Annotated in this window: 24 protein-coding genes and 2 pseudogenes; 18 read left to right on the forward strand and 8 right to left on the reverse strand. The window is 74.7% G+C overall.

Features of this window, described 5'->3' with window-relative positions:
• Positions 1-196: 196 nt before the first annotated feature.
• The 3 genes from AB0B63_RS08905 to AB0B63_RS08915 are packed head-to-tail and all read left to right on the forward strand — an operon-like array spanning position 197 to position 3,025.
• Positions 197-1,132 carry an iron chelate uptake ABC transporter family permease subunit gene (locus AB0B63_RS08905; protein ID WP_219470063.1) on the forward strand — a complete coding sequence of 312 codons (936 nt, stop codon included), beginning with the start codon at positions 197-199 and terminating at the stop codon, positions 1,130-1,132.
• On the forward strand, positions 1,129-2,193 hold the full coding sequence (locus AB0B63_RS08910) for an iron chelate uptake ABC transporter family permease subunit (RefSeq protein ID WP_357016089.1): 1,065 nt from the start codon (positions 1,129-1,131) through the stop codon (positions 2,191-2,193). Before AB0B63_RS08905 ends, AB0B63_RS08910 begins: the two co-directional genes overlap by 4 nt.
• A gap of 43 nt (positions 2,194-2,236) precedes the next feature.
• Positions 2,237-3,025 (forward strand): ABC transporter ATP-binding protein, encoded by a 789-nt coding sequence (locus tag AB0B63_RS08915; RefSeq protein ID WP_219470065.1) that lies wholly within the window; start codon positions 2,237-2,239, stop codon positions 3,023-3,025.
• Here the strand turns inward: AB0B63_RS08915 and AB0B63_RS08920 are convergent.
• The 3 genes from AB0B63_RS08920 to AB0B63_RS08930 are packed head-to-tail and all read right to left on the reverse strand — an operon-like array spanning position 2,998 to position 5,629.
• The gene (locus AB0B63_RS08920; protein ID WP_357016541.1) at positions 2,998-3,537 is read right to left on the reverse strand and encodes a GerMN domain-containing protein; all 540 of its coding nucleotides are present in this window, start codon (positions 3,535-3,537) and stop codon (positions 2,998-3,000) included. The two genes, AB0B63_RS08915 and AB0B63_RS08920, sit on opposite strands and share 28 nt — an antisense overlap.
• A gap of 56 nt (positions 3,538-3,593) precedes the next feature.
• Positions 3,594-4,949 (reverse strand): HAMP domain-containing sensor histidine kinase, encoded by a 1,356-nt coding sequence (locus AB0B63_RS08925; RefSeq protein ID WP_208566597.1) that lies wholly within the window; start codon positions 4,947-4,949, stop codon positions 3,594-3,596.
• Positions 4,946-5,629, reverse strand: coding sequence for a response regulator transcription factor (locus tag AB0B63_RS08930; RefSeq protein ID WP_208566598.1), 684 nt, complete (start codon positions 5,627-5,629; stop codon positions 4,946-4,948). Before AB0B63_RS08930 ends, AB0B63_RS08925 begins: the two co-directional genes overlap by 4 nt.
• A 148-nt stretch (positions 5,630-5,777) precedes the next feature.
• Here AB0B63_RS08930 and AB0B63_RS08935 point away from each other — a divergent pair, with 148 nt between their 5' ends.
• The 4 genes from AB0B63_RS08935 (at position 5,778) to AB0B63_RS08950 (ending at position 7,456) form a co-directional block, all read left to right on the forward strand.
• A complete protein-coding gene (locus tag AB0B63_RS08935) occupies positions 5,778-6,176 on the forward strand; it encodes an STAS domain-containing protein (protein ID WP_357016094.1) in 399 nt (132 codons plus the stop codon).
• Positions 6,173-6,442 carry a GlsB/YeaQ/YmgE family stress response membrane protein gene (locus AB0B63_RS08940; protein WP_208566599.1) on the forward strand — a complete coding sequence of 90 codons (270 nt, stop codon included), beginning with the start codon at positions 6,173-6,175 and terminating at the stop codon, positions 6,440-6,442. The genes AB0B63_RS08935 and AB0B63_RS08940 overlap by 4 nt, the downstream gene beginning before the upstream one ends.
• Positions 6,443-6,566: 124 nt before the next feature.
• Positions 6,567-7,175: an STAS domain-containing protein gene (locus AB0B63_RS08945; protein ID WP_219462599.1), complete on the forward strand. Its 609-nt coding sequence runs from the start codon at positions 6,567-6,569 to the stop codon at positions 7,173-7,175.
• Positions 7,169-7,456 (forward strand): BON domain-containing protein, encoded by a 288-nt coding sequence (locus AB0B63_RS08950; protein WP_357016099.1) that lies wholly within the window; start codon positions 7,169-7,171, stop codon positions 7,454-7,456. The genes AB0B63_RS08945 and AB0B63_RS08950 overlap by 7 nt, the downstream gene beginning before the upstream one ends.
• A 142-nt stretch (positions 7,457-7,598) precedes the next feature.
• On the opposite strand, the pseudogene AB0B63_RS08955 reads toward AB0B63_RS08950, so the two are convergent.
• Both AB0B63_RS08955 and AB0B63_RS08960 read right to left on the reverse strand, forming a co-directional pair.
• Positions 7,599-9,200, reverse strand: a pseudogene (locus AB0B63_RS08955) (sulfatase-like hydrolase/transferase); the annotation flags it as partial.
• 254 nt (positions 9,201-9,454) lie between these two features.
• Positions 9,455-10,315 (reverse strand): CDP-alcohol phosphatidyltransferase family protein, encoded by an 861-nt coding sequence (locus tag AB0B63_RS08960; RefSeq protein WP_357016102.1) that lies wholly within the window; start codon positions 10,313-10,315, stop codon positions 9,455-9,457.
• A 95-nt stretch (positions 10,316-10,410) separates the two neighbouring features.
• On the opposite strand from AB0B63_RS08960, the gene AB0B63_RS08965 reads away from it, so the two are divergent.
• From AB0B63_RS08965 to AB0B63_RS09010, 10 genes and pseudogenes are all read left to right on the forward strand, one after another.
• Positions 10,411-11,406: a zinc-binding alcohol dehydrogenase gene (locus AB0B63_RS08965; protein ID WP_208566604.1), complete on the forward strand. Its 996-nt coding sequence runs from the start codon at positions 10,411-10,413 to the stop codon at positions 11,404-11,406.
• The gene (locus AB0B63_RS08970; RefSeq protein ID WP_208566605.1) at positions 11,394-11,792 is read left to right on the forward strand and encodes a 6-carboxytetrahydropterin synthase; all 399 of its coding nucleotides are present in this window, start codon (positions 11,394-11,396) and stop codon (positions 11,790-11,792) included. The genes AB0B63_RS08965 and AB0B63_RS08970 overlap by 13 nt, the downstream gene beginning before the upstream one ends.
• A gap of 3 nt (positions 11,793-11,795) precedes the next feature.
• Positions 11,796-12,830 carry a glycosyltransferase family 4 protein gene (locus tag AB0B63_RS08975; RefSeq protein WP_357016106.1) on the forward strand — a complete coding sequence of 345 codons (1,035 nt, stop codon included), beginning with the start codon at positions 11,796-11,798 and terminating at the stop codon, positions 12,828-12,830.
• Positions 12,827-13,804 (forward strand): class I SAM-dependent methyltransferase, encoded by a 978-nt coding sequence (locus tag AB0B63_RS08980; protein WP_357016109.1) that lies wholly within the window; start codon positions 12,827-12,829, stop codon positions 13,802-13,804. Before AB0B63_RS08975 ends, AB0B63_RS08980 begins: the two co-directional genes overlap by 4 nt.
• 135 nt (positions 13,805-13,939) lie before the next feature.
• Positions 13,940-14,809 (forward strand): annotated as a pseudogene (locus AB0B63_RS08985) (lysylphosphatidylglycerol synthase domain-containing protein); the annotation flags it as partial.
• Between the two features lie 114 nt (positions 14,810-14,923).
• A complete protein-coding gene (gene ribA, locus AB0B63_RS08990) occupies positions 14,924-15,580 on the forward strand; it encodes a GTP cyclohydrolase II (protein WP_208566609.1) in 657 nt (218 codons plus the stop codon).
• Positions 15,580-16,317: a dihydrofolate reductase family protein gene (locus tag AB0B63_RS08995; protein WP_357016114.1), complete on the forward strand. Its 738-nt coding sequence runs from the start codon at positions 15,580-15,582 to the stop codon at positions 16,315-16,317. Before ribA ends, AB0B63_RS08995 begins: the two co-directional genes overlap by 1 nt.
• 99 nt (positions 16,318-16,416) lie before the next feature.
• Positions 16,417-17,160, forward strand: a complete 744-nt coding sequence (locus tag AB0B63_RS09000; protein ID WP_357016117.1) for a zf-HC2 domain-containing protein — start codon at positions 16,417-16,419, stop codon at positions 17,158-17,160.
• 78 nt (positions 17,161-17,238) lie between these two features.
• Positions 17,239-17,934 (forward strand): response regulator transcription factor, encoded by a 696-nt coding sequence (locus AB0B63_RS09005; RefSeq protein ID WP_208566612.1) that lies wholly within the window; start codon positions 17,239-17,241, stop codon positions 17,932-17,934.
• Complete coding sequence (locus AB0B63_RS09010; RefSeq protein ID WP_208566613.1) at positions 17,927-19,027, forward strand: HAMP domain-containing sensor histidine kinase; 1,101 nt, start codon at positions 17,927-17,929, stop codon at positions 19,025-19,027. The genes AB0B63_RS09005 and AB0B63_RS09010 overlap by 8 nt, the downstream gene beginning before the upstream one ends.
• Here the strand turns inward: AB0B63_RS09010 and rfbA are convergent.
• Positions 18,982-19,857: a glucose-1-phosphate thymidylyltransferase RfbA gene (gene rfbA, locus AB0B63_RS09015; protein WP_208566614.1), complete on the reverse strand. Its 876-nt coding sequence runs from the start codon at positions 19,855-19,857 to the stop codon at positions 18,982-18,984. The two genes, AB0B63_RS09010 and rfbA, sit on opposite strands and share 46 nt — an antisense overlap.
• Positions 19,858-19,901: 44 nt before the next feature.
• Positions 19,902-20,096: a hypothetical protein gene (locus AB0B63_RS09020; RefSeq protein WP_357016121.1), complete on the reverse strand. Its 195-nt coding sequence runs from the start codon at positions 20,094-20,096 to the stop codon at positions 19,902-19,904.
• A 476-nt stretch (positions 20,097-20,572) separates the two neighbouring features.
• Here AB0B63_RS09020 and AB0B63_RS09025 point away from each other — a divergent pair, with 476 nt between their 5' ends.
• Positions 20,573-21,286 (forward strand): AraC family transcriptional regulator, encoded by a 714-nt coding sequence (locus AB0B63_RS09025; RefSeq protein WP_279632697.1) that lies wholly within the window; start codon positions 20,573-20,575, stop codon positions 21,284-21,286.
• Between the two features lie 117 nt (positions 21,287-21,403).
• On the opposite strand, the gene AB0B63_RS09030 is transcribed toward AB0B63_RS09025, so the two are convergent.
• Positions 21,404-22,282, reverse strand: coding sequence for an enediyne biosynthesis protein (locus AB0B63_RS09030; RefSeq protein ID WP_244252125.1), 879 nt, complete (start codon positions 22,280-22,282; stop codon positions 21,404-21,406).
• Positions 22,283-22,376 lie beyond the last annotated feature (94 nt).

A 22,376-nucleotide genomic window follows, 5' to 3' on the forward strand; every position in this document is an offset into this window, starting at 1 on the left:
TCAGGCCGGAGCCGCGCCGGTCCGCGACGGCATGGTTAGGGTAACCTAACCTAAATCGCTGTCAACAATCAGCGCGCGCCGCTCTCGCCCCCTGGAGCCGACACTGTCCGCCACCCTGTCCCCACCCACCGTCCTGCCGGGAGCGACGCCGAACCGTCGGCGCACCGGCGTCCGGACCGCCGGACTCGGCGCGGGCCTGCTGCTGCTCGTCGCGGTGGCGGTGCTGAGCATCGCCGTCGGCGCGAAACAGCTCACCCTGGTCGAGGTGTGGCACGGCCTGACCTCCCCCACCTCCCCCGAGCATGCGGTGGTGCAGCAGATGCGGCTGCCCCGTACCCTGCTCGGGCTGCTCGCCGGGGCCGCCCTCGGGGTGGCCGGCGCGCTGATGCAGGCCCTCACCCGCAACCCCCTCGCCGACCCCGGTCTGCTCGGCATCAACGCCGGAGCGTCAGCCGCCGTGGCCACCAGCACCGCGCTGCTCGGCGTCGCGACGGTGCGGGGTTGGATCTGGTTCGCCCTGCTCGGCGCGGTCGTCGTCACCGTGGCGGTGCACGCCGTCGGCGGCGGCCGGCAGGCCACCCCGCAGCGGCTGGCGCTGGCCGGGGCCGCCCTCAACGCGGTGCTCTACTCGTACGTCAGCGCGGTGATGCTGCTCGACGCGGCAGCGCTGGACCGGCTGCGGTTCTGGACCGTCGGCTCGCTGGTCAACGCCGACTTCACCACCGTCGCCACGGTGGCCCCGTTCATCCTGGCCGGCCTGCTGGTCGGGCTGGCCGGGGCCCGCCCACTCAACGCCCTGGCCCTCGGCGACGACGCGGCTCGCGCGCTCGGCGCCCGCCCCGCCCTGGTCCGGGCCGGCACCGTCACCGCGGTCACCCTGCTCTGCGGCGCGGCCACCGCCGCCTGCGGCCCGATCGTCTTCGTCGGCCTGCTCGTCCCCCACCTGGTCCGCGCCCTGACCGGCCCCGACCTGCGCTGGCTGCTGCCCTACGCGGCGGTGCTCGCCCCGGTGCTGCTGCTCGGCGCCGACGTGCTCGGCCGGGTCCTCGGCCGGCCCGGTGAACTCCAGGTCGGCCTGGTCACCGCCGTGCTCGGCGGGCCGCTGTTCCTGCGTCTGGTGGCCCGCCGATGAGCCGCGCCCGCGCCACCGCCGCACCCACCCGCCCACCGGCCCGGGTGGTCCGCATCGGCACCCGCTCGGTGCGCTGGCGCGGCCGGTCCCTGGTGGTCGGACTCGGGGCCACCGCCCTGGCCGTCGTCCTCGGGGTGCTCGCCATCGGTGGCGGCGACTACCCGATGAGCCCCACCGACGTGCTGCGCACCCTCACCGGCGGCGGTAGCGCCGCCGAGGACTTCATCGTCGGTGAGCTGCGGTTGCCCCGACTGGTGACCGCGCTCGCCGTCGGCGCTGCCCTGGCGCTGTCCGGCGCGGTCCTCCAGTCGCTGGTCCGCAACCCGCTGGGCAGCCCCGACGTGCTCGGGGTCACCCAGGGCGCGGCCACCGGTGCGCTGATCGTGGTGGTGGCCGGGGGCGGCACCCTGCTGCTGTCCGGCGCGGCGCTGCTCGGCGGCCTCGCCACCGGCCTGCTGCTGTGGGCGGTGGCCGGCCGGCACGGCCTGCACGGCTACCGGCTGGTGCTGGTCGGCATCGGCACCACGGCGATCCTCACCGGCGTCAACGGCTGGCTGCTCACCCGGGCCCCGCTGATGGACGCGGCCCGCGCGGTGCTCTGGCTCACCGGCAGCCTCGACGGGCGGGGCCGGGCGCAGGCCGTCCCACTGCTCGGCCTGCTGGCGCTGCTGACGCCGGTGGTGGTCGGCACCGCCCGGGCGCTGTCGGTGATCGAGCTGGGTGACGACACCGCCACCGCGCTCGGGGTGCCGGTGTCGCTGGTGCGGCAACTGCTGCTCGGGGCGGCGGTGCTGCTCGCCGCCGGGGCGGCCGCCGCCGCCGGGCCGGTCTCGTTCGTCGCCCTGGTCGCGCCGCACCTGGCCCGCCGGCTCACCCGGGCGCCCGGCCCCAACCTGGCCGCCGCCGCCGCGACCGGGGCGGTGCTGCTGCTCGCCGCCGACCTGGCCGCGCAGCGGGCGATCGACGGCCACCAACTGCCCGTCGGGGTAGTCACCGGCCTGGTCGGCGGGGCCTACCTGGTGTGGTTGCTCGCCGCGCAGGGACGCGCGGCCCGGATCTGAGGAGGACACGGTGACCGAGGACAGTCGGCTCGGTGGGGTCGGGCTGACCCTGGCCTACGAGCGGCGGGTGGTGGCCCGGGACCTGTCGGTCGCCGTGCCCGACCGGTCGTTCACGGTGGTGATCGGCCCCAACGCCTGCGGCAAGTCCACCCTGCTGCGGGCCCTAGCCCGCACGCTGCGACCGACCGCCGGCACGGTGCTGCTCGACGGCCGCGACATCCACTCGCTGCGCTCCCGGGAGGTGGCCCGCACCCTCGGCCTGCTCCCCCAGTCGTCGGTCGCCCCGGAGGGCATCACCGTGGCCGACCTGGTCGCCCGGGGCCGCTACCCCCACCAGGGCCTGCTGCGCCAGTGGTCCACGCAGGACGAACAGGTGGTGACCGCGTCGATGGCCGCCACCGGCGTCGGTGAGCTGGCCGACCGACCCGTCGACGAACTCTCCGGCGGGCAGCGGCAGCGGGTCTGGATCGCGATGGCGCTGGCCCAGCAGACCTCCCTGCTGCTGCTCGACGAACCCACCACCTACCTGGACGTCGCGCACCAGATCGAGGTGCTCGACCTGTGCGCCCGACTGCACGAGGAGCAGGGCCGCACCCTGGTCGCGGTGCTGCACGACCTGCACCACGCCGCCCGCTACGCCACCCACCTGATCGCCATGCGCGACGGTCGGGTGGTCGCCCAGGGGGACCCGCGCGAGGTGGTCACCGCCGCGCTCGTCGAGGAGGTGTTCGGGCTGCCCTGCCGGATCGTCGAGGACCCGGAGACCGGCACCCCGCTGGTCGTACCCCGGGCCCGGCGCGGTCGTCAGTCCGGACCGGTGGCGGCGGGGTAGTCGGCGGCGGTCAACGGGCCCGACGACAGCGAACCGTCGGCCCGGGGCACCTCCAGCGGCCGGCCCCGCCGCAGGAACGACACCCCGGCGACGTCCGGTCGGCTGTCCAGGGTGCAGACGATCTGACCGTAGGCCAGCACCTCGTCGCTGCGACCGGACTCCTCGCCCAGCGGCTCCACCTCCACCTGGGCCCGCCCGTCGACCAGCCGGGCGCCCAGCACGTGCACCGCACCGGGCAGGGCGGTGCCGAAGCCGGCCACCCGCTCCGCATCGTCGGGGCCGGCCAGCAGCCGCCGCAGGTGCCCGTCCACCCCGCCGGCCGCGTCGACCTGCCGGACCACCCGGACCAGTCGACCGGCGCGGACCAGGCAGAACGCCTGTTCCACCCGACCCGGCACACTGCTCGCCGCCGGCGCGGCCGGCGGCCCGAACGGCGGCTCGACGGCCCGGGGCCGATCGTCGGCCGGCACCCCGCACCCGGCGAGCAGCAGGGCCGCCAACGCCGGCAGCAACCACCGCCACGACCACGGCGACCGCCGGGTCACGGCCGGGGAACGCGGCGGGCGGGTCACGGCCGGGCCCCCGGCAGCTCCACCCGGAACCGGGCACCACCGCCGGGCCGGTCACCGACACCGGCCCGGCCACCATGCGCGGCGGCGTGCTGGGCGACCAGCGCCAACCCCAGGCCGGTACCGTCCCCACCGGCCCGGTCGTGCGCGGCCCGACCCCGGACGAACCGGTCGAAGACCACCTCCCGGTCGGCCACCGGCACCCCCGGCCCCTCGTCGTCGACCTCCACCACCCCGACCCCGTCGGACACCCACAGCCGCACCGCGACCGGGCCACCGCCGTAGCGGACCGCGTTGTCCAACAGGTTGACCAGCACCTGCTCCACCCGCCGGGGGTCCACCGACCATCGCCCCGGCGCGGGTGGGCCGGGCTGGACCAGTGACTCGGGCAGCCCCCGCCCCCGACACACCCCCCGGGCCAACGCCAGCACGTCGACCTCCTCCCGCTGCACCGGCCGGTCACTGCGGGCCAACTCGATCAGGTCGTTGACCAGCCGTTGGAACCGGGTGATCTCCTCGCTGACCAGGCCGGCGGCGGTGGCCGTCCGGTCGTCCAACCCGTCCCGACGCCGGGACAGCACGCTGGCCGCCGCCGACAACGTCTGCAGGGGTGAGCGCAGCTCGTGGGCGACGTCGGCGGCGAACCGGCGGTCCCGTTCGATGCGGACCGCCACCTCGTCGGCCATCCGGTTGAACGAGGTGGAGAGCCGGGCCAGGTCCGGGTCGGTGCCCGGGGCGAGCCGGGCGGTCACGTCCCCCGCCGCGATCTTCTCCGCCGCGTCGGCCACCGCCGTCAACGGGCGCAGCCCGTGCCGGGTGGCGTACCAGCCCAGTGCCGCACCGGAGCCGGCCACGGTGACCGCCACCACGGTCAGCGCCAGCGCCAGCACCTGGAAGGTCTGCTCCAGCTCCCGCAACGAGGTGATCTCGTAGTAACCGGTCGAGTCGGCCAGCGGCACCCCCACCAGCAGCGCCGGCTGCCCGTCGACCCGGATCCGCTGCACCGCCGGCTCACCGTCGGCGACCATCGCCATCAGCCCCGCCGGTACCGCCCCCGACGGGCCCTCGTCGGCGGTGCGGGCGTACCAGCGGCCGTCGCGGTGCACCAGCGCCCGGCGGGTGCCACCGGTGTCCAGGGTGCGCAGCACCTCGTAGACGTCCGGGGTGTCGGTGTCCAGGCCGGCCCGCACCACCGCCGCGTCGAAGTACGCCGCCCGCAGCGCCGTGCGCTCCCGCTCGTCGAGCAGCGAACGGCGCACCAGCTCGTACGAGATCAACGCCATCAGCGCCGACAGCAGCAGCGCCCCGATCGCGAACGCGGCGGTGACCCGGGCCCGCAGGCCGAGCCGCCTCATCGTTGCAGCTTGTAGCCGAGGCCCCGCAGGGTCACCAGGTGCCGGGGGTTGGCCGGGTCGGCCTCGATCTTCTGCCGCAGCCGCCCCACGTGCACGTCGACCAGCCGCTCGTCACCGGTCTCGTAGCCCCACACCCGGCTGAGCAGCTGCTGGCGGGACAGCACCCGGCCGGCGTGCTCGGCCAGCTCGCAGAGCAACCGGAACTCGGTGCGGGTCACCGGCACCGGCTGTCCCGCCCGGCGTACCTCACCGGCCTCCGGGCTGATCTCCAACGGGCCGAAGGCCAGCACCGGCACCGCCGCCGACGGCGCGACGGCGGTACGCCCCCGGCGGCGCAGCGCCCGCAACCGGGCCGAGAGTTCCTTGATGGCGACCGGCTTGACCAGGTAGTCGTCCGCGCCCGCCTCCAAGGCGGCGACGATGTCGTGGGTGTCGTCGCGGGCGCTGACCACCACGATCGGCACGTCGTCGTCGCGGCGCAGCTGCCGGATGCACTCGAAACCGTCGAGGCCGGGCAGCATCAGGTCCACCAGCACGTAGTCGGCCGCCTCCTGCCGCTGCGCCCGCAACCCCTCCTCCGCCGTGGCCGCCCCGCGCGCCAGATAGCCCTCGTCCTCCAGGGCCAGCAGCAGCGCCAGACGGATCCGGTCGTCGTCCTCGATCACCAGTACGCCCGCCATCGGGAAATCGTGCCCGGTGCGCGCCGACGATGACGAACCGGCTTCGGCGTACGCGGAATTTGTCACGCAACTGACATACGTCCGCGCGGCCCCCGCCAACCTCGCCCACCAGGCTGGGTCCGGACAGCGAGCCGGAAGGAGGCCGATCGTGGGAGCATCCCGCCCGGAGTGCACCGTACCGCTGGTGGAGGTGTGCGTCACCGACGACCTGGACCTGGCCGCGCTGGCCCGGTCCCGGGAGGTCTTCGACCGGCTCGTCGCGTTGCGCCCGGCCCACGTGGTGGTGGACCTCTCCGAATGCCGGCACCTCGACGCCGCCGCCGTCGGGCTGCTGCTCGACGTGCACCGGGAGCTGACCCGCCACGGCGGCGTGCTGACGCTGCGCGACCCCAGTCCTCGGGCGTTGCGCGTGCTGAGTGCCGCCCGGGTGTCCCGGGTGCTGCCCATGGTCACCACCCCGAGGGCACTGCCGGTGGGCGACGGGCTGGTCCCGTCCGCCGCCCACCGGCGACCCGCGCCGCTGCGGGTCCGGGAGCACAGCCGATGAGCGTGCCCGGCATCGTCGCCGCCGTCGTCGTCGGGCTCGTGGTCGGCACGCTGGGCCGGCTCGTCATCCCCGGCCGCAAGCAGGTCCCGGTCTGGCTCACGCTCGCCGTCGGCCTGGTCGCCGCGCTGCTCGGCACCATCCTGAGCCGGCTGGTCGGCATCGACGGCGACGGCTACACGCTGCGGCAGCTGATCGTGCAGGTCGGCCTGGCCGGGGTCGCCGTGGCGCTGGTCGTCGGCACCGCAGGCGGCCGCACCGAGCCCTGACCCACCGGAACCGGTCGTGGTCCGGCGCATGCGGGGTCTCCGGTCGACCACCGCGCGCCGGGCCACGACCACCGGGCCGCCGCGACCACCGGGCCGCCACGGCCATCCTCAAGGAGGAGATCCGATGACCGTCGTACCGGACGACCCGATGATGACCCTGATCTGTGACAGCTGCGGGACGGTCGCCACCGGCCCGGCCTGTGTCCTGCCCGACGCCGAGGTGGTCTGGACGTTCGTCGCCGAGCAGGGCTGGACCGGTTCGCCGTTCGCCACCGGCCCGCACCGCTGCCCCCGCTGCGAGCTGGTCCCCGAACCGGCCCCGGTGCCGGCCCGCGCGCCCCGCCGCACCGACCCCCCCGGGGTGCTCGGCGTCGAGCACACCGACCAGGTGGCGATCGTCACCGCCGCCGGGGACCTGGACATCGCCACCGGCGACGACCTGCACGGCGCGTTGTCGGAGGCGGTCGACGCCGACCGGCACGTGGTGGTCGACCTGGTCCGGGTGCACCTGATCGACTCCACCGCCCTGGGGGTGCTGGTCCGGGCCCGGCAGGACGCCCGGCAACGCGGCCGGCGGCTCAGCCTCGCCGGACCGTCCCGGTTCGTCCGCACCGCTCTGCACACCATGCGGCTCGACCGGGTCTTCCCGGTCTTCGACACCCGGCAGGAGGCGGTGGACTGGTCCCGGGCCGGCACGGCCGACCGGCCCCGGGAGAGGAGCGCGGCGTGGTGATGCCGTGGCCGCTGCCCGACGACAGCTGGTTGCGTCCCGAGCCCGACCCGCCCGGTCCACCGGGTGACGACGTCCGGCTGGCCGCCGAGGTGGCGTACCGGATCGTGGGCGGGGTGGGTCTGCGGGCCCGGCGGATCACCGTCACCGTGCAGAACCGGGTGGTGATCCTCGGTGGCGTGGTGCCCGACGTCGAGGCCCGCCAGCTCGCCGGTGAGGTCGCCTGGCGGGTGCCCGGCGTGGCCGACGTCTGCAACGCGCTGCGGCTGTCCACGAAGCGCTGATCCCCGGCGTCGGTGCCGCCGGGGATCAGCCGGGTGCCGGGCCGGCGGCGCAGCGCAGTGCCGCCGACCGGCGCAGGGCAGTGCCGCCGACCGGCGCAGGGCAGTGCCGCCGACCGGCGTCGCGCTCGGCCGCCGCCGGGGGTCAGCGGGGCGCGGCGACGTGGGCCGGCGGTTGCGGCCCGAACGTGGTGAGGAACCGGTCCCGGAAGGTGTCCATCGGCCACACCGGCGCGTCCGGGCCGGGACGCAGCCCCTCCTGCCAGCCCCAGCCACCCACCCGGGCCAGCACCGCCGGGTCGCGGGTGACCACCGTGATCGGCACGTCCCGGCTGGCGTTCGGGCCGGTGACCAGCGGGGACGGTTGGTGGTCGCCGAGGAAGACCAGCACCAGGTCGTCGTCGCCGTACGTCTGGACGTAGGAGATCAGGCTGTTCAGCGAATACTCGATCGCCCGGCGGTAGCCGGTACGCACCTCGGTGGTGCTCCGCCCCACCACGTTCTTCGGGTTGAACGCCACCGACGTCGGCCGGCGGTAGATCGAACCGTCCCCGACGTGGTCCCAGTCCAGCATCCGGGGGATCGCCACCCACGGGGAGTGGCTGGAGACCAGCGGAATCTGCGCCATGATCGGCGCGTGGTCGGGGTTGGCCCGCTCCCGGCGTTGGAAGGCGGACAGGGTGTACTGGTCGGGCATCGGCGCGTAGCTGAACTGCGGGCCCCGGTAGTCCAGCCCCGCCGCGTCGTGGTAGCGGTCGTAGCCGAAGAACGCCCCCTCCGGCCAGGGCGAGGTGGCCGCCGGCATCACCCCGACCGTCTGCCAGCCGGCCCGCCGGAACGCCCCGTTGAGGGTCAACCGGTCACTGGCCAGCAGGCTGTCGTGCCGTTGCTGGTTGTTGATCCACAGCCCGGACAGCAGGGTGTCGTGGGCCAGCCAGCTCCCGCCACCGGCGGTGGGTGAGGTCAGGAAGCCGCTGCGGGCGGTGAACCCGGCGGCGGCCAGTCGCCGGGTGCCACCGTCGAGCACCGCACCGACCTGCCCGGCGAACTCGGGGTCCTCGACCGCGTCCCGGCCGTAGCTCTCGACGAACGCCAGCACCACGTCCTTGCCGCGCAGCGCGGTGAGCAGCTGGTCGCCGGGCGTGTCGCGGAACGCGTCCCGGTTTACCTGGTCGGTGAACTCCCGACGGTCCCGCAGTCCCGCGCCGACCTGACCGACGTGCTGCCCGACCAGGGTCGCCGTGCCGGAGTCGGCGACCGGCACACCGAGCGTCGCGGCGGCCACCCACAGCGCGGTGAGGCCGGCGACGACCCGGGTGGCGACCCGGTGGTGCCCGGCCGCCACCCGGGTCAACCGCAGCACCGACCAGCTGGTGAGCACCAGCAACGCGACCACCAGGGCGACCAGCCCCACGGCGGCGGCGACCGCGCCGCCGGTACCCACCGAGTCGGTGAGGAAGGCGTACCCGTCGTCGAGCAGCACCCAGTCGAGGACCAGGTCGAACGGGCGGGCCAGGCTGGCCGACATGCCCAGGTCGAGCACCTTGACGATGGCGACCAGCCCCAGCACCACCCCGATCGACACGGCGACCGGCCGTCGGGCCCGACCGGGCAGCGCCAGCAGCAGGGCGGCAGCCAGCAGCCCCTCGATCGGCACCCGCAGGAACGCGACCGGGGTGACCTGGTCGAGCCGGTCCGGTGCGGTCAGCACCGCCAGGACCAGCATCCCGGCCAGCACGGTGGTCACCCGGACCGCGACGGTCCGCCACCGGGCCCGCCCGGCCGCCGCCGGGGCCTGCGGCGTCGTCGGGTCCGCCTCCGGCGGGGTCGGGGTCGGCGCGTCGCCGGCGGGCCCGGCGGTCGGGGTGGACCGGTCGGCCCGGGCGGGGGCCCGCCCGGTTGCCGTGCTCGGGCGACGCAGGCGTGACAACAACGACACTCCGGAAGGTCCTTCCTGGCAGGGAGCCCGGCGGCAGGGCCGGGCCGGATCGACGGTCCGGATCAGACCGGCTGGTGGACGACGAACGGCGGCCGGTCGGCGACGGCCTCCACCCGGGGCCGCACCGATGGTACGGACGGCAGCATCCCGACCGGCGACACCCGCGGGACGGAGATCGACGTGCCGGCCGTCGGCGCGACGGTCCGGACGGGCCTGACGGGCAGGACGGGCCGGGTCGACCGGTGCCACCAGAGCCAGCCCACGTCGTGACCGAACGACTCCACCAGCAACGCCAGCGCCACCGCCGCCAGCACGGCGGTCAACGGTCGGGCCAGCACCTCCGCGGCGACCACGAGCAGCAGCACGCCCTGCGCGGCGGCGACCACCTTGCGCCAGAAGCGCGGCGGCAGCGCCCCGCGCATCCAGGGCAGCAACCAGCCGGCGGCGACGAAGGCGTACCGCAGGCCGCCGATGGTAAGCACCCACGGCCCCACCGCCGGCGCCACCTGGACGCTGAGCACCAGGATGAGGAACGCGTCGACCTCCATGTCGAAACGTGCGCCGAGGGCGCTGACCGTGCCGGTGCGCCGGGCCACCCAGCCGTCCACCGCGTCCAGCGCCAACGCCACCGCGGTCATCGGCACCAGCACCGCCAGCGGTGCCGGATCGGAGAAACCGGTGACGACCAGGGCGGTCACCCCGCCGACCAGCACCCCCCGGGTCAGCGTCACCCGGTCGGCCGGCCCGAGCCGGTCGACACCCCGGCGGCGCAGACCGCGCTGCAACGCGACGCAGGTGACCACGCCGTACCCGAGGCCGGCCAGCCAACCGGCGACGTCGAGCCCGACGGTCGCGGCCAGCCCGGCCAGCAGGACGGTCTGTACGGTCAGGCCGAGCACCGGACCGGTTCGAACCCTGGACACCCTGCCTCCGTGTTTATGATCGACGACCTCGGCAGTGGGTACGCAGGACGCGGCCGTTTCGTTCGGTTCCGCCGGCAGAAGAGGAGAAAACCCGCGTGATCCGCGATGCCCGGGCCTTCTGGCTCCGCTCCCCCGGCGTCGGTGAGCTGCGGCCGGTGACCCTGCCCACGCCCGGCCCCGACGACGTGCTGGTCCGCAGCCGCTACTCCGGGGTGAGCCGCGGCACCGAGACGCTGGTCTTCACCGGCGGCGTGCCGGAGAGCCAGTACACGGCGATGCGTGCCCCGTTCCAGGAGGGCGACTTCCCCGCCCCCGTCAAGTACGGCTACCTCAGCGTAGGCGTGGTCGAGGTCGGCCCGGCGGCGCTGCGCGGGCGGACGGTGTTCTGCCTGCACCCGCACCAGAGCGCGTACGTGGTGCCGGCGTCGGCGGTGACCCCGGTGCCGGACGACGTGCCGGCGGCCCGCGCGGTGCTGGCCGGCACGGTGGAGACGGCGGTCAACGCCCTGTGGGACGCCGCGCCGCTGGTCGGCGACCGGGTCAGCGTGGTCGGCGGCGGGATGGTGGGGTGCAGCGTGGCGGCCCTGCTGGCCCGTTTCCCCGGGGTGCGGGTGGAGCTGGTCGACGCCGACCCGGCGCGGGCGGCGGTCGCCTCGGCGCTGGGGGTCGACTTCGCCCTGCCGGCGGCGGCGACCGGGGGGCGGGACCTGGTGGTACACGCCAGCGCCACCGCCGCCGGGTTGCAGCGCAGCCTGGACCTGCTCGCCCCGGAGGGCACCGTGGTCGAGCTGAGCTGGTACGGCGACCGGCCGGTCGAGCTGTCGCTGGGTGGGGCGTTCCACGCCGGGCGGTTGACCGTGCGCAGCAGCCAGGTCGGCACGGTCTCCCCGGCGCGGGCGTCCCGGCGCGGCTTCGCCGACCGGCTGGCGCTCGCCCTGGAGCTGCTCGCCGACCCGGTGTTCGACGCGCTGCTGACCGGGCGGTCCCGCTTCGCGGAGCTGCCCGAGGTGCTCGGCCGCCTGGCCTCGGGGGAGCTGCCCGCGCTGTGCCATCTGATCAGCTACGACGAGGAGACACCGTGTTCAGCGTGACCGTACGGGACCACATCATGATCGCCCACAGCTTCCGGGGTGAGGTGTTCGGGCCGGCCCAGAAGCTGCACGGGGCGACCTTCGTCGTCGACGCCACCTTCCGCCGCCCGGAGCTGGACGCCGACGGCATCGTGGTGGACATCGGCCGGGCGATCGACGAGCTGAAGGCGGTGCTGGCCGACCTGACGTACCGCAACCTCGACGACGAGCCGGCGTTCGCCGGGCAGAACACCACCACCGAGGTGCTGTGCCGGGCCATCGCCGACCGGCTCGCCGACCGGGTGCACGCCGGTGGGCTGGGCGAGGGCGCCCGGGAGCTGGCCGGGATCACCGTCACCCTGCACGAGTCGCACATCGCCTGGGCCAGCTACGAGCGGTCGCTGTAACCCGTGCCGGCGGTGCACGTCGTCCTGCCCGGCGACATCGACGATCCGGCCACCCCCAGCGGCGGCAACGCCTACGACCGGCGGATCTGCGCCGGGCTCGCGGCGGCCGGCTGGACGGTGCGCGAACACGGCGTACCCGGGGACTGGCCGCACCCCGACGAGGCGGCGCGGGCCCGGCTGGCCGGGGTGCTCGCGGCCCTGCCGGAGGCCACGACGGTGCTCTACGACGGGTTGGTCGCCTCGGCCGTGCCGGAGCTGCTGGCGGCGCAGGTCGGCCGGCTGCGTCAGGTGGTGCTGGTGCACATGCCGCTCGGCGACGACGCCGAGGCGCGCGGGCTGCCGCACGCCGACGCGCTCGTCACCACCAGCGGCTGGACCCGGGAGCTGCTGCTGGCCCGGCACCGGATCGACCCGGACCGGGTGACGGTGGCCGTCCCCGGTGTCGACCCGGCGGACGTCGCCGCCGGCACGGCCGCCGGCACGGCGCTGCTCTGCGTCGCGGCGGTCACCCCGGTCAAGGGGCACGACGTGCTGGTCGACGCCGTGACCGGGCTGGCCGGTCGGCCGTGGACCCTGGACTGCGTCGGCGCGCTGGACCGTGATCCGGCCTTCGTGGCGGCGCTGCGGCAGCGGGTCGACCGGGGCGGGCTGGCCGGGCGGGTGCGCTGGCACGGTCCGCTGACCGGGCCGGCGTTGGCGGCGGCGTACGCGGGGGCGGATCTGCTGGTCCTGCCGTCGCGGGCCGAGACGTACGGGATGGTGGTGGTCGAGGCCCTGGCCCGGGGGCTGCCGGTGCTGGGCACCACCGCCGGTGGGGTTCCCGAGGCGCTGGGCCGGGCCGGCGACGGCACCCCGCCCGGGATGCTGGTGCCCCCGGACGACCCGGTGGCCCTGGCCGGCGCCCTGCGGCGCTGGCTGCACTCGGCCGATCTGCGGGACCGCCTCCGCCGGGCGGCCCGGGACCGGCGGGTCGACCTGCCCGGCTGGTCGGCCACCACGACCGTGATCTCCCAGGTGCTGGACGGAGTGAGGACATGACCGCGTACGCCACCGAACCGTTCGCCGACTGGCTGCGGCTGCGGGAGCCCGCCGACGCCGAGGCCCGCAGCGGGGAGCTGGTCGACCTGCTCCGCGCCCGGCTCACCGGCACCGGCACGGCGGGTGCCGGTGGTTCCGGCATGCCGACGACCACCACCGGTGGCCCGGGTGCGGCAACCGGCGGTGCGGTGGGCCTGTCGCCGGCCGGTGAGGGGGGACCCGGGATGCTGGTGACCGGGGTCGGTTCCGTCACGTCGCTGCGCGGGGACCGCCCGTGGGTGGTGCACGACCTGGGCAGCGGGACCGGTTCGATGCTGCGCTGGCTGGCCCCGTTGCTGCCCGGCCCGCAGCGCTGGGTGCTGCACGACCGGGACCCGGGGTTGCTGGAGCGGGCCGGCGCGGCGGTGCCGGTCGCCGCCGACGGCAGCCCGGTCGAGGTGACCTCCCGGCAGGGCGACCTCACCCGGTTGACCGCCGCCGACCTCGCCGACGCCGACCTGGTCACCGCGTCGGCGCTGCTGGACATGTTCAGCGCCGACGAGATCAGCCGGGTGGTGGCCGCCTGCGCTGGGGTCGGCTGCCCGAGCCTGTTCGTGCTCTCCGTGGTCGGTCGGGTGGCGTTCGACCCGGCCGACCCGCTGGACGCCGAGATCGCGGCCGCCTTCGACGCCCACCAGCGGCGTACCGTCGACGGCCGGGACCTGCTCGGGCCGGACGCCGCGGCGGCGACCGTCGCGGAGTTCGGCCGGCACGGGCTGCCGGTGACGGTGCGGCCGAGCCCGTGGCGGCTCGGGCCGGACCGGGCGGAGCTGCTCGTCGAGTGGTTCGACGGCTGGGTCGACGCGGCGCTCGCGCAGCAGCCCGAGCTGGCCGACCGGACCGCCGACTACGTCCGGTGGCGACGGGCCGAGGCGCTGGCCGGTCGGCTCACCGTCACCGTCGGTCACGACGACCTGCTCGCCGGGGTGGAATGAACCGGTTCGCCAACCGGTACGTGAGAAAGGACAAGATCCCCGAGGAGGAACCGCGTGTCACCGGACCCCACCGGCACAGCTGTCGCCCGTACCCCGTCCTCCCCCGCGGCCCGGGGCTCCTCGGCCTGGGCCTGGCTGAGCAACCTCGCCGGGGTGGGCCTGGTGGGGGCGCTACTGTGGTGGTTGGGCACCGGCCCGGCGCTGGCCGGACTGCGGCGGATCGACGCCCCGGCGGTGCTCACCGCGCTGGCGTTGGGCGCGCTGGCCACGGTCGGCTGCGCGTGGCGGTGGCGGCTGGTGGCCGAGGCGCTCGGCATCCGGCTGCCGCTGGGCACGGCGGTGGCCGACTGCTACCGGGCGGTCTTCCTTAACGCGACACTGCCCGGCGGGGTGCTCGGCGACGTGCACCGGGCGGTCCGCCACGGCCGGGAGGCCGGTGACCTGGGTCGGGCCGTGCGGGCGGTGGTCTGGGAGCGGACCGCGGGGCAGGTGGTCCAGGTGGTGCTCGCGGTGGTGCTGCTGCTGGCCCTGCCGTCGCCGGTGCGGCCGTACCTGCCGATGGTGACGGGGGTGGCGGTCGCGGTGGGCCTGGTGCTGGTGGTGTTCGTCCGGGCGCTACCCCGGTCGGGGCCGTCACGGCGGGCCCGCGCGGTGCGCGCCGTGGTCGCCGACGTGCGGGCCGGGCTGCTGGGTCGGCGCACCGGGCCGGGGGTGCTGCTGGCCTCGACCGTGGTGGTCGGCTGCCACCTGGCGACGTTCGTGCTGGCGGCCCGGGTGGCCGGGGTCACCGCGCCGCTGTCGGTGCTGGTGCCGCTGACGCTGCTCGCGCTGCTGGCGATGGGGCTGCCCGCCAACATGGCGGGCTTCGGGCCGCGCGAGGGCATGGCCGCCTGGGCGTTCGGGGCAGCCGGCCTCGGTGCCGCCGAGGGGGTGGCGACCGCCCTGGTGTACGGGGCGCTGGTGCTGGTGGCAGCCCTGCCGGGCGCCGCCGTGCTGGTGCTGCGGGGTCGCCCGTCCGCGCTGCGGGAACGACCGGGTGACCGTACGGTGGGAACTCAGGGTGGTTCCTCACCGGTACCCGCTGCCGGGCTGGCCGGCAGCGCCTGACAGAGGAGACACATGTACGACGCACTGCCGGCCGCGACGGTTCGGACACAGGTCACGGTCCCCCTGCGGTTCTCCGACGGGTTCGCCACCACGGCCCGGGTCTTCTCGTTCGACGGGTTGGTGGACGGCAGGGAGCACCTGGCGTTCGGGCTGGGCGACTGGTCGGGCGCGCTGCGCAGGCACGCGACGGGTGGGGCGGCGCCGCTGGTCCGCCCGCACAGTGAGTGCCTGACCGGGGACGTCTTCGGCAGCCAGCGCTGCGACTGCGGTCCGCAGCTGCGCGAGGCGGTGCAGCGGATCACCGAGGCGGGCGGTTTCCTGCTCTACCTGCGTCAGGAGGGACGCGGCATCGGCCTCTACCCGAAGCTGGACGCGTACGCCCTGCAGGACGCCGGGTTGGACACCTACGAGGCGAACGTGGCGCTCGGGCACGACGAGGACGAACGGGACTACCGGGCCGCCGCGCAGATGCTGGCGGTGCTCGGTGTGCCGGAGCTGGTGCTGCTGAGCAGCAACCCGGACAAGGCCGAGCAGCTGGCCCGGCTGGGCGTGGCGGTGGCCGAGGTGGTGCCGACCGGGGTGTTCCTGTCCCCCGCCAACGCCGACTACCTGGCGGCCAAGGCGAGCCGGGCCGCGGCCCGGGCCGTCGACCTGCCGTCGTTGAACTGATGGGTGTCGTACCGGCGGGGACGGCGACCACCGCCGTGCCGGCGTCGACCGGGCGGCCGTACGTGCTGCTCAGCTGCGCCACGTCGATCGACGGTTACATCGACGACGCCACCGAGCAGCGGCTGCTGCTGTCCAACGCGGAGGACATGGACCGCATCGACGCCGTCCGGGCCGGTTGCGACGCCATCCTGGTCGGCGCGGGCACGATTCGGGCGGACGACCCCCGGCTGGTGGTCCGCTCGGCGCGGCTGCGGGCCGCCCGGCAGGCCGCCGGCCTGTCGCCGTCACCGGTGAAGGTGACCATGACCGCCCGGGGGTTGCTGGACCCGGCGGCCCGGTTCTTCACCGTCGGTGACGCCGAGAAGATCGTCTACTGCGCGGGGCCGGCGGTGGACAAGACCACCGAGTTGCTCGCCGGGGCGGCCACCGTGGTCGACGCGGGTGACCCGCTGGACCCGGCCCGTGCCCTGGCGGACCTGGCCGGCCGGGGGGTGGAGCGGCTGATGGTGGAGGGCGGCGCGACGGTGCACGCCCAGTTCCTCACCGCCGGGCTCGCCGACGAGCTGCACCTGGTGGTCGCCCCGTTCTTCGTCGGCGACCGACGGGCCCCTCGGTTCGTCGGCGACGGCGCGTTCCCGTGGCACCCGGGTCACCGGGCCCGGGTCGCCGAGGTACGCCAGATCGGCGACGTGGTGCTGGTCCGCTACGCCCTCTCGGAGCGCTGCGCCGACGGGTGAACCGGCGGACGGGTCCGGTCCGTACCATGCGGACGAGGGGACCGTCCGGTTCACTACGCTGCGTGGTAGCGGCCGACGGTACGGACGAGGAGTGGCGGGATGAGCGACCGGTGCGCGTCCTGGCGGGAGATCCTGTCGGCCCAGCTCGACGGGGAGGAGACCGCCGAGGAGCGGGGCGCGGTCCAGGCGCACCTCGACGGTTGCCCGGACTGCCGTGCCTGGCACGAGGTCGCCGCCATGGTGACCCGGCGGGCGCGTACCCGGGTGGTGGCGGCGGTGCCCGACCTGACCGAGTCGATCCTCGCCGCCGTGCCGCCACCGCGGCGACGACGGTTCGAGCGGTGGCGTGGCGGGTGGACCGCCGGCCTGCGGGTCGCCCTGGGGCTGCTCGGCGCGGTCCAGCTCGCCCTCGGGCTGGCCCAGGTGGGCCAGGGCGTCAACGCCGAGCACCTGCACCCGACCGGGCAGCACCTGTGGCACGAGTCGGCGGCGTGGAACGTCGCGGTGGGCGCCGGCTTCCTGTTCGTCGCGCTGCGCCGTACCCCGCCGGCCGGGTTGCTGCCGATGCTGAGCGCCTTCGTCGCGACCCTGGTCCTGCTGTCGGTCAACGACCTGGTCACCGCGCAGGTGGCGGTGCCCCGGCTGGTCAGCCACGGGTTCCTGGTCGGCGGTTACCTGATCACGGTGCTGTTGTACCGGCTCGGTCCGCGTCCGAGCGGCCCACCGCAGGGACGACGTGCCGGCCGGTCCCGGTGGCGGCTGCGTCTCGACGAGCTGGACGAGCCCGGCCGGTCCGTGGTGCAGCCGTACGGCGCGCAGGCCCGGGACCGCCGGGCGGCCTGAGCGGCGCACCGTAATCAGCTGGCAAGGTTCGGCGGCCCGTCGCGCCGTTACGCTGGCCGGCACGAGAGGGAGGTGCCGGTGGCGCAACGGGTGCTGGTGGTCGACGACGACCGGACGGTCAGCGACGTGGTGTGCCGCTATCTGGAGCACGCCGGCTACCAGGTGGACCACGTGGGGGACGGGGCCGCCGCGCTCGCCGCGGTGGCTGCCTCGCCTCCGCAGCTGGTCGTCCTGGACGTGATGTTGCCGGTGCTGGACGGGTTGGAGGTGTGCCGTCGGTTGCGGCAGCGCCCGGACGGCGTACCCATCGTGATGTTGACGGCCCGGGGTGACGAGGCGGACCGGATCCTCGGCCTGCAACTGGGTGCGGACGACTACCTGAGCAAGCCGTTCTCCCCCCGGGAGCTGGTGCTGCGGGTCCGTTCGGTGCTGCGCCGGGCCGGCGGTGAGCCGGTCACGGCGACGGCGCAGGTGCTCACCGACGGCGGGTTGAGCGTGCTGACCGGTCCCCGGGTGGCCCGGTTGCACGGTCGCGACCTGGCGTTGACCCTGCGCGAGTTCGACCTGCTCGCCCACCTGATGGGGCATCCCGCCCGGGCGCTGTCGCGCGCCGAGCTGCTGGAACGGGTCTGGGGGTGGCGCTTCGGCGACCAGTCCACGGTGACCGTGCACGTCCGCCGGCTGCGGGAGAAGATCGAGGACGACCCGGCCAACCCGCGCCGCATCGTCACGGTCTGGGGTGTGGGTTACCGGTACGAGCCGGCCGATGACTGACCTGGCGTTGATCTTCGGGGCGGCGCTGGCCGCGGCCGGCGGGGTGGGGCTGCTCGGCGCGGGGGTGCTGCGGCTGCTGCGCGGCCGGTCCATCACCGTGCACGTCACGGTGCTGCTGGCGATGACGGTGAGCGCCGTGGTGGCCGGGGTCGCGGTGATCGCCGAGGCGATGTTCCTCTCCCCGCACGACCTGGAGGTGGTGCTGATCACCGTCTCGGCGGCGGCGCTGGTCAGCCTCGCGGTGGGTTGGCTGTTCGCCCGCCGGCTCGCCACCGCGGCGGTCTGGGCCGACCAGGCGCGGGCCCGGGAGCGGCGGATCGAGAAGGGCCGCCGGGACCTGGTCGCCTGGGTGTCGCACGACCTGCGGACCCCGCTGGCCGGGTTACGGGCGATGGCGGAGGCGCTGGAGGACCGGGTGGTCGCCGACCCGGTGACGGTCGACGAGTACCACCGCCGGATCCGGGTGGAGACCGACCGGATGACCCGGCTGGTCGACGACCTGTTCGAGCTGTCCCGGATCAACGCCGGGGCGTTGCGGCTGTCACTGTCGGCGGTGCCGCTGGGTGACGTGGTCTCCGACGCCCTGGCCGGGACCGCGCCGCTGGCCGCCGCGCGCCGCATCCGGCTGCTGTCCGCCGAGTCGGGCTGGCCCACGGTGACCGCCAGCGAGCGCGAGCTGAGCCGGGTGGTGGGCAACCTGCTGCTCAACGCGGTGCGCTACACGCCGGCCGACGGCACCGTCCGGGTCGACGCCGGGCGCGACGGCGACGTCGCCTGGCTGGCCGTCGCCGACACCTGCGGCGGCATTCCCGAGGCCGACCTGCCCCGGTTGTTCGACGTGGCGTTCCGGGGCGAGCCGGCCCGCACCCCGCACGCGGGCAACGGCCCGATGGCGGGTTCCGGCGGGTTGGGGCTGGCCATCGTGCGCGGCCTGGTCGAGGCGCACGGCGGCCGGGTGGACGTGCACAACGTCGCCGAGGGCTGCCGGTTCGTGGTGCGGCTGCCGCTGGCCCGGTCCCCCGGCGGCGGTCGGCGCGCACCGGTGGGTCAGGCGCCGAACTCCTCGGCGATGTCCATCACGTACCGGCCGTAGTCGGAGCCGGCCATCGCGGCGCCCAGCCGGTGGCAGGCCGCCGCGTCGATGTAGCCCATCCGCAACGCCGTCTCCTCCAGGCAGGCGATCCGGACGCCCTGCCGCTCCTGCATGGTCTGCACGTAGAGGCTGGCCTTCAGCAGCGCCTCGGGGGTGCCGGCGTCCAACCAGGCGAACCCACGCCCGAGGTCGACCAGGCGGGCGCGGCCCCGGGCGACGTAGACCCGGTTGACGTCGGTGATCTCCAGCTCGCCGCGCCGGGACGGTCGGATGTTCTTGACGATGTCGACGACCTCGTGGTCGTAGAGGTACAGGCCGGTGACGGCACGGTTGGAGTGCGGGTGGGAGGGCTTCTCCTCGATGTCGAGCAGGGTGCCGTCCGGGCCGGTGACGCCGACGCCGTACCGCTCGGGGTCGTGGACGGGGTAGCCGAACAGGGTGCAGCCGGTCACCGTGGCGGTCTCTTGCCGCAGCAGCCGGGAGAACGCGGTGCCGTGGAAGATGTTGTCGCCGAGGATCAGCGCGCTGGGCTCGCCGCCGATGTGGTCGGCGCCGATCAGGAACGCCTCGGCGATGCCGCGTGGCTCGGGTTGTGCGGCGTAGGAGATGTCCAGCCCCAGGTGGGTGCCGTCGCCGAGCAGCAGGCGGAACTGTGGCAGGTCGGCCGGCTTGGCGATGACCAGGATGTCGCGGACGCCGGCCAGCATGAGCACCGACAGCGGGTAGTAGATCATGGGCTTGTCACCGACGGGCAGGAGCTGCTTGGACACCGGCACGGTCATCGGGTAGAGCCGGGTGCCCGACCCTCCGGCCAGGACGATTCCCTTCACGGTCCTTCTCCCTCCAGAGGCCGGCGCGGACGTGGTGGTCCGGTTCAGTCGAGACCGCGGATCAGGTGCGGCTCGGTCTCCGGGTCGGACCAGTCGCACTGCCCGCGCCGGTTCGCCCGCGCCCAGGCGTCCAGGGCGGAGGGCGTCCGGTGCGCCCCGTCCGCTCCGGCGGTACGGGGTCGGCCGGGCCGGGGGCGGGCCTCGTCGTCGTCGGCGTTGTCGGTCCTCACGTTGCCCATTTGCGGACGCCTCTCATCGTGACGCCGGCACCGGGTCCGGCGCACCTTCCTCGTTGCCCAGGTCAACGGTCGAATCGCCGGATGGCGACGGGCGATCCGCCCGCAGCGCTTTTCCGACATCAATCATTGAGCCGGGCGCATCGGGCCATGACGGCAATCATCACCGGATAGACAGGGGGTACGCATCCGGAAAAGACACCTGTTAGTGCCATTCGGATTCTGCGCCGTTGACCATGCTCAGAGGGTGCCCTAGCATTGAGGTCAGCTGATTCGACAAAACCGACAAAACCCTTTTGTCGGCGTCAACCGCCATTTGCCGATTCCGCCCCGGGGGACGTCGCGGAACCGGAACGACGCTGCATCGTCGCAGCTCAGCCAGACGATCCACGTCGTACAGACCAGCACCCACCATTACGCTCGCCGGGGGCACGATGGAAGACCACAGCAGCAGGGCGGTCCGGCGGGTCATCGCCGAAATGCACCAGAATCTGGGGAAGCAATTCAGCGTGGACGAGATGGCGCGAACCGCCCTACTGAGCAAGTACCACTTCTGCCGGGTGTTCCACAGGGTAACCGGAGTGTCACCAGGGCGCTTTCTGTCGGCGATCCGATTCCAGCGGGCCAAACACCTGCTGCTGGCGACCTCGTGGAGTGTCACCGACATCAGCCACCAGGTCGGTTACACCAGTGTCGGTACGTTCAGCGCGCGGTTCAGCAGCAGCGTCGGTCTGCCCCCCTCCAGCTTCCGCCGGCTCGGCCGCGCCCTCGGCCGGGAGTTGCCCTACCGGCCGCCGTGCCCGATCCGCCCCGACCCGGCCGACGCCACCGGCCCGACCGTGCGGGGACAGATCAGGACGCTTCCCGGCGAGGCGCCCGACTGGATCTTCGTGGGGCTGTTCCCGGAGCGGATCCAGCAGGGAAAGCCGGTCAGCTCCACGGTCCTGCCCGGCCCCGGCGCGTACCTGCTGGGCCCGGTGCCGCCGGGCACCTGGTTCGTCCTGGCCCACGCGGTGCACCGCCGCCGGTCGACCACCGGGGTGCGACCGCTGCTGGTCGGCCACCACGGGCCGGTGACGGTCGGCTGCCCGTCCCGGTCGATCCGGGCCGACCTCACCCTGCGCCCCATGCGCACCTTCGATCCGCCCGTGGTGCACGCGGCCGGCCTGCCGCCGCTGCTGCGCACCGGCTGACCGGGCGGCACACCGGGCTCCACCGCCACCGGCCGGCAGCCGGTCGCGGCGGTCCGTCCCGCCGGGACGGACGTGGGGCCACCCCGGCGGGACGGCCCCACGTCGTCACGGACCGGATCAGCGAACCAGCGCCGGCGCCGCCGGACTGACCGGCACCGACCCCCGAGCGCGCTCGCGACTGCGGTCACGCCACCAGATGCCCCACCACATCAGGCCACGGACGGCACAGACGATGGTGACGGCGAAGAAGAGGGTGTAGACCACGTTGAATGCGACCAGCACCCCGTAGACCCCGGCCACCGCGGAGCCGAACATGAACTGGTTGCGGCCCCGCGACGGCGTCGTACCCGGGTCGGTGATCATGTAGTTGGTGAACAGGACGAAGGCCACCCCGGTCATCGGCACCAGCGCGGCCCAGATCGCCACGTCCAGCACCAACGCCCGGACCACCGCCTGGATGACGAAACCGCCGAGCCAACCGACGATCAGCAGCACCTTGCGGGTGAGCATGGCGTTGAGCACCGTACCGGCGGTGATGATGACCAGCGGGACCATGATGCTGATCGCGTCCGGCACGTTCTCGGTGAACTGGTAGGGCGGCGCGATGTTGACCCAGGAGAAGGCCAGCAGCGTCACCGTGATCCCGAAGTTCGACGGGTTCATGAAGTGCCGCATCCGCCCGTTGACCGGCGCCCGCAGGGCGGTCTTGGCCCCGATCGCGACGACCACGGCGAACGCCACCGGCCAGAACCGGTCGTTGGCGTAGAGCAGCATGTTCGCCGCCAGCGCGGTGATGTGGGTGGGCAGCAGGAAGGTGTACATCCCCCACACCCCGTTGCCGCTGAAGGCGGGTCGCCGCTTGCCGGCCCACGCCGACACCATCTCGATCCCGATCTCGGCGGTGTAGCCCACCAGCAGGGCGAAGAACGGCCAGGTCCACGGCTGCTCGAAGCCGAGCAGGGTGTAGCCGATGATGTTGAAGATCGACATCGACATGGCGAAGTTGCGCAGCGCCAGATAGCGCGGGTCCTTGCCGTCCACCCGGGGAACCGCCGGTCGGGCCGTGGGCGGGGTCGCCGCGTCGACGGGC

It is taken from the genome of Micromonospora sp. NPDC049081 (assembly GCF_040648835.1).
Taxonomy (GTDB): Bacteria; Actinomycetota; Actinomycetes; order Mycobacteriales; family Micromonosporaceae; genus Micromonospora; species Micromonospora antibiotica.

Bases quoted from the DNA above. Each gene is read 5' to 3' on its own strand.
- AB0B63_RS08910 (WP_357016089.1), top strand. From the start codon at position 1,129: ATGAGCCGCGCCCGCGCCACCGCCGCACCCACCCGCCCACCGGCCCGG.
- AB0B63_RS08925 (WP_208566597.1), bottom strand. From the start codon at position 4,949: ATGAGGCGGCTCGGCCTGCGGGCCCGGGTCACCGCCGCGTTCGCGATC.
- AB0B63_RS08930 (WP_208566598.1), bottom strand. From the start codon at position 5,629: ATGGCGGGCGTACTGGTGATCGAGGACGACGACCGGATCCGTCTGGCG.
- AB0B63_RS08940 (WP_208566599.1), top strand. From the start codon at position 6,173: ATGAGCGTGCCCGGCATCGTCGCCGCCGTCGTCGTCGGGCTCGTGGTC.
- AB0B63_RS08945 (WP_219462599.1), top strand. From the start codon at position 6,567: ATGACCGTCGTACCGGACGACCCGATGATGACCCTGATCTGTGACAGC.
- AB0B63_RS08980 (WP_357016109.1), top strand. From the start codon at position 12,827: ATGACCGCGTACGCCACCGAACCGTTCGCCGACTGGCTGCGGCTGCGG.
- ribA (WP_208566609.1), top strand. From the start codon at position 14,924: ATGTACGACGCACTGCCGGCCGCGACGGTTCGGACACAGGTCACGGTC.
- AB0B63_RS08995 (WP_357016114.1), top strand. From the start codon at position 15,580: ATGGGTGTCGTACCGGCGGGGACGGCGACCACCGCCGTGCCGGCGTCG.
- AB0B63_RS09000 (WP_357016117.1), top strand. From the start codon at position 16,417: ATGAGCGACCGGTGCGCGTCCTGGCGGGAGATCCTGTCGGCCCAGCTC.
- AB0B63_RS09010 (WP_208566613.1), top strand. From the start codon at position 17,927: ATGACTGACCTGGCGTTGATCTTCGGGGCGGCGCTGGCCGCGGCCGGC.
- AB0B63_RS09020 (WP_357016121.1), bottom strand. From the start codon at position 20,096: ATGGGCAACGTGAGGACCGACAACGCCGACGACGACGAGGCCCGCCCC.
- AB0B63_RS09025 (WP_279632697.1), top strand. From the start codon at position 20,573: ATGCACCAGAATCTGGGGAAGCAATTCAGCGTGGACGAGATGGCGCGA.
- AB0B63_RS09030 (WP_244252125.1), bottom strand. From the start codon at position 22,282: ATGTCGATGTCGATCTTCAACATCATCGGCTACACCCTGCTCGGCTTC.